At 34.9% G+C, this 14,348-nt stretch carries 9 protein-coding genes; all 9 read right to left on the bottom strand.

The window, feature by feature from the left end:
• Window positions 1–50: 50 nt before the first annotated feature.
• The 9 genes from FQU21_RS05335 to FQU21_RS05295 all read right to left on the bottom strand — a co-directional run bounded on the left by FQU21_RS05335 (window position 51) and on the right by FQU21_RS05295 (window position 14,200).
• Entirely contained in the window at window positions 51–1,406 is a 1,356-nt protein-coding gene (locus FQU21_RS05335; RefSeq protein ID WP_147676968.1) for a tetratricopeptide repeat protein, read from the bottom strand.
• 25 nt (window positions 1,407–1,431) lie between these two features.
• Window positions 1,432–2,451, bottom strand: coding sequence for a sugar phosphate nucleotidyltransferase (locus FQU21_RS05330; RefSeq protein ID WP_147676967.1), 1,020 nt, complete (start codon window positions 2,449–2,451; stop codon window positions 1,432–1,434).
• A gap of 60 nt (window positions 2,452–2,511) precedes the next feature.
• Complete coding sequence (gene dut / locus FQU21_RS05325) at window positions 2,512–2,946, bottom strand: dUTP diphosphatase (protein ID WP_147676966.1); 435 nt, start codon at window positions 2,944–2,946, stop codon at window positions 2,512–2,514.
• A 33-nt stretch (window positions 2,947–2,979) separates the two neighbouring features.
• The gene (locus FQU21_RS05320; RefSeq protein ID WP_147676965.1) at window positions 2,980–4,440 is read right to left on the bottom strand and encodes an MATE family efflux transporter; all 1,461 of its coding nucleotides are present in this window, start codon (window positions 4,438–4,440) and stop codon (window positions 2,980–2,982) included.
• 134 nt (window positions 4,441–4,574) lie between these two features.
• Window positions 4,575–6,899, bottom strand: coding sequence for a beta-glucosidase BglX (gene bglX / locus FQU21_RS05315; protein ID WP_147676964.1), 2,325 nt, complete (start codon window positions 6,897–6,899; stop codon window positions 4,575–4,577).
• A gap of 11 nt (window positions 6,900–6,910) precedes the next feature.
• Window positions 6,911–7,690 carry an endonuclease/exonuclease/phosphatase family protein gene (locus tag FQU21_RS05310; RefSeq protein WP_246124772.1) on the bottom strand — a complete coding sequence of 260 codons (780 nt, stop codon included), beginning with the start codon at window positions 7,688–7,690 and terminating at the stop codon, window positions 6,911–6,913.
• A 69-nt stretch (window positions 7,691–7,759) separates the two neighbouring features.
• Window positions 7,760–9,340, bottom strand: coding sequence for a family 16 glycosylhydrolase (locus tag FQU21_RS05305; RefSeq protein WP_147676962.1), 1,581 nt, complete (start codon window positions 9,338–9,340; stop codon window positions 7,760–7,762).
• A gap of 88 nt (window positions 9,341–9,428) precedes the next feature.
• Window positions 9,429–10,955, bottom strand: a complete 1,527-nt coding sequence (locus FQU21_RS05300; protein WP_147676961.1) for a SusD/RagB family nutrient-binding outer membrane lipoprotein — start codon at window positions 10,953–10,955, stop codon at window positions 9,429–9,431.
• A gap of 59 nt (window positions 10,956–11,014) precedes the next feature.
• Window positions 11,015–14,200: a SusC/RagA family TonB-linked outer membrane protein gene (locus FQU21_RS05295; protein ID WP_147676960.1), complete on the bottom strand. Its 3,186-nt coding sequence runs from the start codon at window positions 14,198–14,200 to the stop codon at window positions 11,015–11,017.
• Window positions 14,201–14,348 lie beyond the last annotated feature (148 nt).

The raw sequence follows: 14,348 nt of genomic DNA, 5'->3' as shown, positions 1-14,348 counted from the left end.
AAAATTTAGGAGTAAAATAAAGCTTAAAATGTAATATATAAATTTGTTCATTAATTTTTTAATTGTTGGGCTTTATCACTAAACGTTTTCGCTTTGGCCGTATTGTTTAAAAGGGTGTAGGCTTTGCTTAATTGCGTATAAAAATCCGATTCCATTTTTACGTCTTCAATAATGTAATCTAAACCCATTTCTAAAGCATTGATAGCTTTTTGAGGCTGGTTTAGGTTGTTTAAAGCCACGCCATTTATTAGATATAATAAAGGTTGCGATGGATATTTTTCTAAAGCTTGGCTGCTTTTTTCTTCGGCTTGTTTATAATCTTCTAAATCTATTTGTAACAATAAAATTTTATTTAAAACCGCAAAGTTATTGCTGTCTTGTGCTAAGGCTTTTTCAAAATATTCTAAAGCTTTGGGTTTGTCTTTTTTCGATAAATAATATTGCCCCATTTCTAATAACGTTTTTTCATTATCATCTTGAGTCACCAAAGCTGTAGCTTCCATTAAATCGGGTTCGTATTGCGGATTGTTCTTTACAAAACCCACAAAATCCGATAAAACTTTTGTTTTAGCTTCTGGTTTTATTTGTGTGCTTTGCATCACGATTTTCATGGATTCAATAGCTTGTTCTGTATTGTTTTCATCTAAATAAAACTTGTACAAAGCCAAATGTACCAATTGAGAATCGGGGTTCGCATTTAGCAGTTCTTTAGCGGTTTCAAAAGCCTTTTCTTTATTGTTGTTTTCGCTGTAGCGGAAAATTAAAGCCAAATAATTAGATTCTTTGTCCGGATTGTTTTCAACACGAGATTCTAAATTTTCGATCTGCTCTTTTTTACGGCCAGTAGCGGCGTAAGCTTCATTGCGCATACGGTCTCTAGCGATAGAAAATCCAAACTCGGCATCCAGTTCATCTAAAAGTAGAAGCGCTTCATCATATTTTTTAGTTTTCACGTAAAGTGACGCCAAATCTTCTTTATAATCGGGATGATGACTAACAAGTTGTTGTACGGTCTTTATAGCATTATCTAAATCGTTTTGACCAGCATAAAAGCCATAAAGTTCATCGAGAAACCATTCGTTATCGGGTTCTAAATTCACTGCTTTTTTAAAAGCATCTTCCGTGGCGTTGTAATTTTTAAGCTTATAATAACTTTTTCCCAATTCAAAATATAAAACGGGGATGTCTTTATTTAATGCAATACATTTTTCAAAACTTTCGGCAGCACGATCATAATTTTCAATAGCTTTTTGTTTTAAAGCTTCGTAAAATAATTCTTGAAATTCATCTTCATTATACCCTAAATCGTCGTCCGGCGTTTTATTAAAATCTACTTGCGCATGGTTAGTTTTCGGAAAGATTAACAAGCCGAAGAGAACGATTAATAAGTAGATATTTTGTTTCATGATGCTTTGCTAAATGTTTTCTTATTTATTCTAAAACGGAATAATCACCAATACTAATACTTGTAAAATCGCCGTCATATTTTACGTAATTACCAATCATTGCTTGGTCTAAATTAGCGTTTTTAATATGAGTATGCGTTTGTATTAAACTGTTTTTAATCGTTGAATCTTCTATTACCGTATCATTTCCTATGGAGACAAACGGCCCAACAGCAGCATCTTTAAGCACAACGTTTTCCCCAATAAAACAAGGTTCTATAAGGGTGGAATTTTCCAATATGATAGAGGTGTCAATTAATTGCTCATGGCCATCTTCTTTTAAAAAGCGGAGCATACGTTGGTTGGTTTCTACAATAATAGCTTTATTTCCACAATCCATCCACTCATCAACTGTAGCGGTTTTAAAAACTTTCCCGTCGGCCATCATGCGTTTTATGCCATCGTTGATTTGGTACTCGCCACCGTTCATAATATTTTCTGCTAAAACTTCTTGAAGTTTTTCTTTTAAAACGCCAATATCTTTAAAGTAATAAATACCTATTACGGCTTGGTTACTTACAAATGTGTTAGGTTTTTCAACAAGCTCCACAATGTTGTTATTAGTGTTTAATTTTACAACACCATAAGCCTCTGGGTTATTAACTTCTTTAGTCCAAATAACGCTGTCTGCTGTTGGGTCCAATTCAAATTTTGCACGAATTAAAGTATCGGCATAAGCAATCACTGCTGGGCCAGAAAGGGATGGTTCGGCACACATAATAGCGTGTCCTGTGCCAAGTGGTTTATCTTGACGGTAAATAGAGGCTTTGGCGCCTAAACTTTCCGCTAATGTTTTTAAGTTGTCAATAACGTCGTCTCCAAACCAAGCGGAGTCTCCTAAAATAAAGGCAATTTCCTCGATAGGTTGTTTTAAAACTTTTGCTATATCTTGCACCAAACGGTTAACAATAGGTATCCCTGCCACAGGGATTAATGGTTTTGGTATGGTTAAACTATGCGGGCGTAAACGAGATCCTCGTCCGGCCATAGGCACTATTATTTTCATCGGGATAAGTATTTTTTTCATTTCCGCGAAGGCGGAAATCTATTTGTTTTTAAGCTTTTCTTATTTTACTCCAGTACTTCCAAAACCACCCTCACCACGAGATGTTTCAGATAAATTTTTTACTGAAATCCATTCGGCACGTTCATGTTTGGCTATGACTAATTGAGCAATACGTTCGCCGTTTTCGATAATAAAATCTTCGTTTGAAATATTTACTAAAATTACGCCTATTTCACCACGGTAATCCGCATCAATAGTTCCTGGTGCGTTTAAAACGGTAACGCCTTTTTTTGCAGCCAATCCACTTCGTGGGCGAACTTGTGCTTCAAAACCTATAGGTAATTCAATAAAAAGTCCTGTTTTTACAATGGTTCTTTCTAATGGTTTTAAAGAGATAGCTTCTGGTATATTCGCGCGTAAGTCCATACCAGCCGATGCTATGGTTTCATAGTGCGGTAAGTCGTGACTCGATTTGTTTATTATTTTTATTTGCATGTTGATGTTTGGTCTTCTAAAAAGAAGACCATTTTAGTTCTTATTTAATAGTTGTTTTATGTCTTTTTTTTCTGAAAAATAAATGATTCCCAAAAATACTAAAACTAGTGCGGTTGCCACAATATAGTTTCCTCTAAAAGTTTCCATAAATGAAATATAACTAAATAATGAAACTATAGCAAGGTACTTAATGACACTTTTAACATGATAGGGAACGGGATAATATTTTTTTCCTATTACATAAGAAATAATCATCATGCTTCCGTAGGCAGCTAATGTGGCCCAAGCCGAAGCCATAAAACCAATTATTGGTATCATAATCAGGTTGAATATTATGGTTACTAAGGCTCCAAAAATGGAAATGTACATGCCATAAAGTGTTTTGTCTGTAAGTTTATACCAAATAGAGAGGTTGTTATAAATGCCTAAGCATAAATTGGCTAGTAGAATGATTGGAACAATTTTTAAGGCCTCGAAATATTCTGGTTGGCCGAGTAAAATATTGGCAAATAAATCAATATAACAAACCACAATAAGCATAAAAATAGCTCCTAAAATAGTAAACCATTTTAAAATGGTGGCATAGTTGTTTTTGGCGTTTTTTTCTTTGGCGTGATTAAAAAAGAACGGTTCGGCTCCAAGTCTAAATGCCATAATGTAAAGCGTCATAAAAACGCCTAATTTATAGCATCCGGCATAGATACCCATGTCTTTATCTCCTATTAAATTGCCTAAAAATAGTTTGTCTATATTCTCATTAGTAACATAAGCTAAACTGCCTATCATGATAGGAATACTATAGGTTATTAGCGTTTTAAAGGTTGTTTTATCGAATGAAAATTTAATTTTTATTACGATTGGAAGTAATACGATAAGGGTAAAAAGACTCGCGATTACATTGGCCAAAAAGATATATATAACTTGGGGTTGCCCATTGATATAAAAACGAAATGTTGATGGTATGGTTGATTCAGAAAGGATTCCTTTAGGGATTACCCATAGAAATAGAATGTTTAAAACCGCTAAAATTATAATATTAAACACTTTAATTGCGGTGAATTTTATCGGCCTGTTAGTGACGCGTAAATAAGCGAAAGGAATAACCACGATGGTATCGAGATAGACCGTCCAAATTAAAATTTTAACATGGAGGATGTTTTCGAAGTTGAATAGGGTGGTTATATTTTCTGCGAAAAATAAAGCCGCAAATAAAAATAAAGTTGTTGTTATTAAAAGCGAAATAAATGAGGTTGAAATGACTTTGCCTTTTTCTTGTTCTTTACTGAAAAAACGAAAAAAAGCAGTTTCTAATCCATAGGTGAGTAGGGCGTTTAAATAAGCGGCATAGACATAATAGTCTGTGTTTACAGCATAACGTTCTGCTCCAAAAACACTGGTGTGTAGTTTTACTAAACCGATATTAATGGCTCGCGGCAAAATAGCAGCGATGCCATAAATAATAGTGTCTTTGAAGAACTTTTTTAATGTACTCAAGTTTGAATTTTTATTAGGCCAAAAAATACGATTTTAGCTAACCTAATGCAAAGATAAGTTTTTTGATTTTTGTAATGTTTAATTTTGTTGATAGTTAATTTTTAGAAGATTACTTTTTTAGTTTGATTGCTGTTTTAATCTTTCTTCACCGAAAAGGACGCTTTTAGTGTGGTTGTCGAATCGCCACCAACCCAAACATTGAATTTCCCAGGTTCTACTTCCCATTTTTTATTGGCCGTATAAAACTGAAGCATTTCGGCATTTATATTGAACGTAACGGTTTTAGTTTCGCCAGCGTTTAGCATCAGTTTTTCGAAGCCTTTTAATTCTTTTATGGGTCTAATAAAACTCCCTGTGATATCACGGATGTAAAGTTGAACAACTTCTTCTCCAGCTTGATCACCTGTATTTGTAATATCTACACTTACTTTAATTTCGCCGTGTATAGGCATGTCGTTTGCACTTAATAATAGGTTTTTATATGAAAATTGTGTGTAACTCAAACCAAAACCAAAAGGATACAAAGCTGTTTTTGGAGCATCTTGATATCCTGAATATGTTACCATATTTTGGCTAGATGGTCGTCCCGTATTTTTCTGGTTATAATATAAAGGCATTTGTCCAACATCATAAGGAAAAGACATGGGTAATTTCCCCGATGGATTATAATCACCAAAAACCACATCGGCAATGGCGTTTCCTGCTTGCGATCCTAAATGCCAGCACTCTAAAATGGCTGGTGTAATTTCGGAAACACGACGTAAATCCATAGGGCGACCGTTCATTAAAACCACAACAATATTTTGGTTCACTTTATAAATGGCTTCTAATAAATCGTTTTGTAATCCCAAAAATCCAATATGAGTTTGGCTACGACCTTCTCCCGTTTGATAGGCATTTTCACCAATGGTCAATAACACAACATCCGATTTTTTTGCCGCAGCAACAGATTCGGCAATACCAGTCGTGTCGGTGGTGTTGAATTTTAATTGACGGGCAAATTGATTGGTTCCAGCTTTTGCTGTAGGTACCGTTAAATCGACACCTTTGGCATAATGAATTACGGTATTTTTGTCAACCGCCTGTTTTACGCCTTCGAGTAATGATACTGCGGAATTATAACTGCCTTTAGCGCGCCAATTTCCTAAGGGGGTGTCTTTGTCGTTGGCTAATGGTCCAATAACGGCAATGCTTTTAATGGATTTTGATAAGGGTAATTGTTTGTTTTCATTTTTAAGTAATACGATAGATTTTTTTGCAACATCTCGCGCTATTGCTAGGTTTTCTTTAGTGTAAATCTCATCTTTTTCGCGTTGTTCGTTACAGTATTTGTAAGGGTCATCAAAAAGACCAAGTTCAAATTTTAATTTTAAAACACGTTTTACGGCATCGTCAATTTGATTTATAGTTATTTTGTTTTCGGAAAGCAACTCTTCCAAATGCGTTTCGTAAGCATAAGATTCCATATCCATATCACTCCCTGCATTTAAAGCGATTTCTGCGGCGTGTTTTTTGTTTTCTGCGTAACCGTGAGTAACCATTTCACCAATAGAACCCCAGTCTGAAACAACAAAACCATCCCAACCCCAAGTGCCTTTTAATAAATCGCGTTGTAAGCCTTTGTGTCCCGTAGCAGGAATACCATCAATATCATTAAAGGCATTCATAAAGGTTGCTACGCCTGCATCTGCAGCGGCTTTAAACGGTGGTAGGATGGTGTTGTATAGTTCGTTTGTTCCAATATTAACCGTATTGTAATCACGTCCTGCTTCAGCAAAAGCGTAACCGGCAAAATGTTTTGCGCAAGCTGCAATTTTGAAATTATTAGATAAATCGTCACCTTGCAACCCTTTAATACGAGCCACGCCAACTACCGAATTTAAGTAAGGATCTTCGCCAGCACCTTCCATAACTCTGCCCCATCGTGCATCTCGAGACACATCAATCATTGGAGCAAAGGTCCAGTTTAACCCAGCCGCCGCACTTTCTTTGGCTGCAATAGCGGCCGATAATTCCATAGCTTCTAAATCCCAACTGGCTGTTTCTCCCAGTGGAATGGGGAAAATAGTTTGATAACCGTGAATAACATCGTAAGCAAAAATAAGCGGAATTTTAAGTCGGGAATGTTCCATGACTATTTTCTGAGTTTCTCGAATACTTTTTACCGAAGTAATATTGAGCATAGAACCAACTTCTCCGTTTTTGAGTTTTTTAAGTTTGTATTGGTCGTTTTGTGTTGATGTTGGCCCAGTAGCATCCCATTTTCCAGCATATTGCACCAATTGCCCAATTTTTTCATTTAGATGCATTAAGGCTAAAACCGAATCCACTTTTTGAGTTATGGAATCACTTTTTGGGGGATTAGTCTTTTTTTTAGGGTCTTGGTTTTTAAAACTAATCACTAAAAAGACGACGCTAAAAATGCATAAAAATTTTAAAAGGGTGTTGGATATTTTCATAAAGGAGTTGGTTACTTAATTTTTAATTCGGTTAAAACAGGAAAATGATCTGAAGCATATTTTAAATTAACGGCACTAGATAAAACACCATATTTTTCTACTTCAATATTGTTTTTTGAGACGGTAATATAATCAATTCTTCGGGTAACCAATTCGTTAAACTTAAAACCATTAAAAGTACCGTTAGATCCAAAAGATAATTTTGCGATATCTTTAGAGTCGTTCATGGTTTGTTTTAGTTTGGTAATTAATTCACTATCCGGTTCCACATTAAAATCGCCAGTTAAAATCACCGGTAAATTATTTGTATTTATAGTTTTTATTTTCTCTTGAATTAGAGCCATACCTTTAAGTTGCGCTTGTTGGCCTTTATGGTCTAAATGGGTGTTAAACACCCAAAATTTTTGATGGGTTTCCAAATGAGTAAATAAGCCGTATGTGCAAATTCTAGGACAGGCAGCATCCCAACCCTGTGAGATTTTATTTGGAGTTTCGGATAGCCAAAAGGTATTTTCTTTTTCAACTTTTACTGTTTCTGAATTATAAAAAATAGCCGAAAATTCACCTTTATTTTCACCATCACGACCCGTCCCAATGGTTTTGTAGTTTTTTAAAGCCGCCTTTAAATCACTCATTTGGTTTGGTTTTGCTTCTTGAACACCCATAATATCGGGAGCGTTAAATAATACCTGACTGCTTAAAAAATCCTTTCGGTTTGGCCAGGCATTTTCACCATCGGAAGCAACATCTAAACGGATGTTGTAGGTCATTACTTTAATATTTGAAGACATGATTTTAGTTTTACAACTTTGTAAATTCATGATTAATACGAATACTATTATGGAATAATACTTCATTTTCTAATTGTTTTTTAATTGAAAAACGCGAACATAATCGATGAGCATTTTTTGTGGAAATACGCTATCATCAATACCTTTTTTTCCGCCAAGCATACCACCCACAGCAATATTCATTTTAAGATAAAAATCTTGATCGAAAGGCCATTCGGCGGTTGTTTTATGTTCGTTTTCTATATGGTTATAAATGGTATCGTCTAAAATAAAATCTATTTTTTCAGGCGTCCATTCTATGGCGAAAATGTGAAAAGTATCATACGGTTTTTTAATGTGTATTTTTTTTCCTTTTTGTGTGCCTTTCATGTGGTTATAGGCTTTGCTGTGGATGGTTCCAAAAATTGAATCGGGATTAAAACCAACATGTTCCATAATATCTATTTCGCCACATTCTGGCCATTTTACCTCGTTGTAATTGGTGCCAAGCATCCAAAATGCAGGCCAAAGCCCGGTGCCTTTTGGTAGTTGTGCTCTAATTTCTATACGTCCATACGTCCATTGCGCTATGTTTTTTGTGGTTAGGCTTGGTGCGGTATACTCGGCAAATTCCCATTGTTTTTTCCAATCTTTATCCTCTTTAGAAACAAAGGCTGAATTTTTAATTTGCTCTTTGTGAGTTTCTAAAATTAAAAGACCTTTTTCAACTCGGGCATTTTTTAAGCTATCTACATAATATTGTTTTTCAACATTTCTTATTAACCCTGTTTCGTAACCCCATTTTGTGTTGTCTGGTTTTCCGTTGTAATTAAATTCATCGTTCCAAACTAATTGGTATCCTTGGTTTAAGGGGCTTTTTTTTACGCGCTCGAAAACCAATTCGGGATTATCGGTAGTAATATAGTCAAAATTATGTGCTATAAGCCAATCGATATCTTCGGTTTTATTTACGGTCCACGCGTTTAAAATTAACGCATGGTTTTTGGCGCTGTCTATCCAATCGGAATGTTTTTTTAGATTGCCAACTGAATAATCTAATCCCGAAATACCATCTTTCTTTAGGGTTTCTGGCGTTTTGGAGCCATCAAGATATTGTGTTTTAGCCGTGTTGTCTAATGTTTTTATTTGTTTAAGCACATCATAACTAAAGCTTATGTAGGATAGTATGTATGGTTCTGCGTTCAATTCTTTTACAGTTGCTAAAACTTGTGCTGCTATAAAACTATTTCTTTCTTTAAATTTTGAAGGTTTAATTTCGCAAACAAGGCCTGTTGAGGTGTTGTTTGTTATACCTGCTTGCAAATATTGTTTAAAGGTTGGTAGGGGTTCTCCGTTTGAAAGTTTGTGTTTAGATAAGGTTTCAAAGTTTGAAGTTTCAATGTCTAATCCGTTATAATCGGCATCGTGAGTTACAATTAGAACACTATCGGCCGTCATGCGAATATCAAATTCCGAACCTACGCAACCTAAATCGATAGCTTTTCTTAGGGATGCTATAGAGTTTTTGGGAAGGCCATCTGTTTGCCAAGCGCCACGATGGGCAATAACTATATTATTGGCAAAAATTATTTTTTTATTTGTGCTTTTATCGCAAGAAAATAAACAGGTAAGGAGCAGTGTGAAAAATAGGAGGCTCTTAAATTTCGACATGATTTCTTTGTTTTTGAAATGATAAAAAATCTAAAGGCAATATATGATGCCTTTAGATTTTTAAGATGTTTTGAATTTTAATATTTTTTTACTGTAAATACCATGGTGTTTTATTAACACCATCATAGCCGTCGTATTGATCGTTAATGGCTTTTTGATAATTTTCAGGGTTTGTTGTTTGTTCCGATGTTGGGTATTTCCAACGTTTTGGATACACCGAAGTATCATCAGGATTTAAACTTGTTTCTGGATCTAATGGATATTCGGGGTAACCTGTGCGTAAAAATTGAGGGTAATTTCCGCCGTTTGCTTGTAAGAAATCGATTAGCCATCTTTGGGTTAAAATTTGTTTTAGTCTATCGTTTTTAGTTCCAGCGGTTGCATAAGCGGCGGTTCCTGTAAAATAATTGTCTATATAATTTTGGTCGATAGCCATACCGTGAATATAACCGGCTGTGTTGGGTAATTCCATATAATATTTCAGCATTGCTTTTACACCATTTTCGTAATAGTTTTGTGCATTCCCGGTTACCCAGCCTTCCTCAATTGCTTCTGCAATTATAAAGCATTGTTCGGCATAGGTAAAGCGTAATAATGGTTCACCATCCATAAAATCAACATAACGTGAATTAATAAAAGAGTAATCGCCATTCTCTTTGTTAAAAGCTAATGTTGTTGGGTCTAATGATGTTAGAGCGCCTTGATAAGCATCAAAATCTGAAGCAGACTTTCCGGCTGCTAATAATTTGGGAGCAGGTTCAGCAAAATAAAATAGTCTACGATCTTTATTTGTTTTTAAGAAATCGGCAGTTAATTTAGAGATGGCTGTATTAATTCTTAGGTTTTCACCATTATGGAATTGATGGTTGGTATTTGCCATTTTGGTGTAAACCAATTTAAAATTATCATCGTTACCTTCCAGTAAATTGTTAGCATTTACAATGGCTGCAAAACGTGTTTTTTGATCGGCTGTAGCTTTTTTGCTTATGGTTTGTATCACTTTTAATTGCATCGCATTACATAGCTTTTGCCATTTACTAGCATCTCCATTAAACATAATATCACCACTAAAATTAAAGCCTTCAGCGAAGTAAGTTTCGGCTAGTTCTAAATCGTTTAAAATTTGAGTAATTACCTCGGATTGTGTGTCGTAAGCAGGTCTAGTTATGCCTTTGTTAGCCATGCCTGCTTCAGAATATGGAACATCGCCCATAGCCAAAGTGGCATTGAATCCATAATATGCTTTTAAGAATAACGCTAAACCTTTATAAGAAGGTTCTGCTTGGTTTCCTTCTGCAAATTGTGTCATAAAGTTTAAGTCGGTTAACATACTGTAATTGCTAAAGCTACCAAAATTAACGTAGTAATACTGGTTGGAACTTGGTATACTTGGATCTAATGCAGCAACATGCTTGTTAAACAAGTTTTCTGAAACAAAATCAAAGATGCCGCTTCCATTCATTGTAAATGTGTTTTTTAAAACCTGAGTGGCTAGCATATCTGGGGCAACAACTGTTGAAGTATCTGGGTTTGTGTTTATTTCTTCGAAATTCTCACAAGAATATGTTATAGCCAGCAAGGCTATTATAAAGAATATATATTTTAAAAGTTTCATTTGTTTTTATTTATATGTTATTGGTAGGCTTTAAAACTATTTGAATTCATTTAGTTTTATTAAAATGAAAGTTTAAGATTGGCTCCAAGATATCTTACTGATGGATCGGCAAAATCTTCTACTCTGTTATCTGGATCTGAATATTTATAATCCTTAGCCCATAAGAGTACATTTTGACCTGTTAAACTAATAGATGCTTTTTTAGCGCCCCAACCAGTTAATAGTTTTGAAGGGATTTGATAGCTTAAAGATAGTTCTCGTAACTTAAGATAGGTTCTTGAAAAAGCATCGGTTGTAGTTCCTGTGCCACCCCATGCGCTACTGGCGTGTAAATCTTTAACGGCTCTTAAATAAGTGGTTGCTACAGTATTGGTTTCAAAAACACGGGTATCGCTAAGTATAGTGCCATCGGTATCAAACTCAACCGTTCCGCTAGTAACCATAACGCCTTCACCAATATAATTTGAAGATCCTGGTGTCGCTACGTCTAATGCTCTTTCTGGCGTTGCAGAATCTGGATGTACACCCGATTGCCACATATAACTTTCAGTTCTAGAGCTAGAAAGACCACCAACTAAACCATCAAAAGATATAAATAAACTTAAATTTTTATAAGTTAATGTCGAGTTTGCTCCCCATATCCAATCTGGGTTAGCGTAACCAAAAACGGTATTATATGGGTTTTTTACAATTCTACCATTGCTGTAAACATAATCGTTAGTGCCTGGAGCGGTCATGAAATCTTTACCTACATAATGATCGGTACGTTCGCCTACTTTAATCCAAGGTTTGCTATCGTTTTGAGTATAAGTTTGGTCTATTTTGGCATAAACATCTTTGTATGTTGACCAGTTAAGGCCAAGATTCCATTGTAGATTGTCTGTTTTTATAGGGGTTCCACTAACAGCGACTTCCCAACCTTTACGATCTATTTCATCGTCTTTATTAAGTACTACTCCTGTGTATCCTGAGGTTGCCGATAGAGCACCTGTTTGTAAAAAATCGTACATGTGTTTCTTGTAGTAAGATACATCAACTGTTAAGCGTTTTTTTAGAAACATAGCTTGTAATCCCATTTCTAAAGTATTTGCACTTTCTGGGCTAATGCTAGACAAATTATATAAATTATTAGGAGCGCTAGCGCCATTTAAACCATTCCAAGTACCTGGTGATGTGTTAAAAACACTATTAATATCATAGATGCCTGCTGGTTTTTTAGATTTTGTCCATGAACTTCTTATCTTTAATAAATCTAGCCAGTCTCTTGTAGATTCTTTTATTAATTCTGAAACGACAAAGCTTCCAGAAAAGGATGGGTAAAAATAAGATTTTTTAGACCCCTCAACTCCTGGACCTGTTAGTGTAGAACTCCAGTCGTTACGTGCTGTAATATCTGCATAAATTAATTTGTTCCATGATATACCTAAACGTCCAAATACAGAGTTTACCTGTTGTTGAGTTATACTTTCGTTTACCACAGCGGGGTTAACCGAGGCGTTTAGTGAGAAAAACTCTGGAATAGAAATTCCTCCAGAAGTACTTGCATTTAAATTATCGTTTCTTTGGTAATAAATGGTTCCACCAGTAAGGTATTCTACTTCAAGTTTATTGTCTAAAAGTTTTTGTGATCCAGAAAGTAATAAATCATTATTAATACTGAAACCTTGACTTTTTCCTGTTACGTAGGCTCCAGTTCTAGAGCCATTCCATGTGGAAGATGTTCCTGGTACCGAGGTGTTTCCGGTAGAGGTGTAAGATCCTTTAGATACTCTAAGTTGCCCACGATCTACATAAAAATCTAAACCAGAGCGTACGGTTGCTTTTAACCAATTACTGATATCGTAATTCATTGATAAATCGGCATTAAAGATATCTCGAGAAACTTCATTTATTTTTTGATATCTATCAAAATACGGCGTGTTTTGGTTTTTTCCACTGTATTTATTGTTCTCAAAATCGTATCCATAATGGTTATTTTGTAGTTCTCCAGGAATTAACCAATAGTTATCTTTATAATCACGCACATCCCAATCCATAGGGCTCCAAATTAATAAAGAATACATAGGATCGTAGGATGTATAACCGTTAGAACCCATATTTGGCGATTCTCTTTTAGAATATGATAGGTTAGAACTTAGTTTAAATTTATCTAAATTAACATCACCTCCAAAAGAATAGGTGAACTTGTTTAATTTAGAATTAGGATATTGTCCTTTTTGTTCAATCCAATTTAGCGAACTTCTTAAGGCTATTTTATCTTCCTTAAAGGCTATACTAATGTTGTTATTAGTAATATAACCTTGTTCTAAAAAGTTTTTAAAATTGTTTTTTCCTCTTGCTATATATTCAAAGTCTCTAAATTCTTTAGCGATTGGGTCCCATTGTGTTTGAATAGAACCATCCATAACTTGTCCCCAAGATTGGTCTTGGTTAATGTTATAGGTGTTGTTGGTGCCACGACCATAAATATTTTGTCTTTCCGGAATGGCCAAAAACCCAGCAGAAAACATAGTGTTGGTTGTTAAATCTACACTAAAACCATTTTTACCAGTGCTTCCATTTTTTGATGTAATTAAAATAGCGCCATTAGCACCGCGAAAACCATATAATGCCGATGCGGTAGCACCTTTTAATACAGACATAGATTCAATATCTTCTGAAGAAATATCGCTTAGTGTTCTATTTTGGTATGCAATACCATCTATAACTAATAACGGTTCTTCTCCTCTAATAGTGATTTCAGGGGCAGTGTTAAAATCTGTAGAGTTGTTTACTAAAAGCCCTGCCACTTTACCAGAAAGAGAGGTTCCTACATCTACACCAGAAACTTTTTGAATAGTTTCTCCACTAATTTCTTGTACTGAATAGCCTAGTGCTTTTTGTTCCCTTTTTATTCCTAAGGCTGTTACTACAACTTCATCCAGAGCTTTAATATCTGGTTGTAGTTTAATAGTTATAGGAGTGTTAGAAATAGCAACATCTTTAGTGATATAGCCAACGTAGGATACTTCTAAAATAGTATCATCTTTTGTTACATTTATGGAAAACTTACCATCAAAATCGGTGGAGGTTCCATTATTAGTTCCTTTTAGAATTACTGAAGCGCCAGGTAAAGGTGTTCCTGTTTCGTCTAGTACGATTCCGTTTATTATATTTTGAGCTTGTGTCATCGACATTGTAGCCACAAACAAAAACAGTGTACACAGTAGTGTTTTTGTTTTTTGATTACATCGTTTTAGTTTCATAAAAATATTGTTTTAAGTTTGGTGTCAAAATTAAAACTTGATTAAATTTTTAACTCAGAAATAAAATTAAGTCTATGTAAACTTAATATGGAGGCGTAATAAGGCTGTAGTTTTTTAGTGCCGATAAAAAACGAACATGGTATTAATT

Origin of the sequence: Algibacter pacificus (assembly GCF_008033385.1) — a bacterium.
Taxonomy (GTDB): domain Bacteria; phylum Bacteroidota; class Bacteroidia; order Flavobacteriales; family Flavobacteriaceae; genus Algibacter; species Algibacter pacificus.
This window is presented reverse-complemented; position numbering and strand designations above follow the sequence as displayed.

Bases quoted from the DNA above. Each gene is read 5' to 3' on its own strand.
- FQU21_RS05335 (WP_147676968.1), bottom strand. From the start codon at position 1,406: ATGAAACAAAATATCTACTTATTAATCGTTCTCTTCGGCTTGTTAATC.
- dut (WP_147676966.1), bottom strand. From the start codon at position 2,946: ATGCAAATAAAAATAATAAACAAATCGAGTCACGACTTACCGCACTAT.
- FQU21_RS05295 (WP_147676960.1), bottom strand. From the start codon at position 14,200: ATGAAACTAAAACGATGTAATCAAAAAACAAAAACACTACTGTGTACA.
- FQU21_RS05330 (WP_147676967.1), bottom strand. From the start codon at position 2,451: ATGAAAATAATAGTGCCTATGGCCGGACGAGGATCTCGTTTACGCCCG.
- FQU21_RS05305 (WP_147676962.1), bottom strand. From the start codon at position 9,340: ATGTCGAAATTTAAGAGCCTCCTATTTTTCACACTGCTCCTTACCTGT.
- FQU21_RS05310 (WP_246124772.1), bottom strand. From the start codon at position 7,690: ATGTCTTCAAATATTAAAGTAATGACCTACAACATCCGTTTAGATGTT.
- bglX (WP_147676964.1), bottom strand. From the start codon at position 6,899: ATGAAAATATCCAACACCCTTTTAAAATTTTTATGCATTTTTAGCGTC.
- FQU21_RS05300 (WP_147676961.1), bottom strand. From the start codon at position 10,955: ATGAAACTTTTAAAATATATATTCTTTATAATAGCCTTGCTGGCTATA.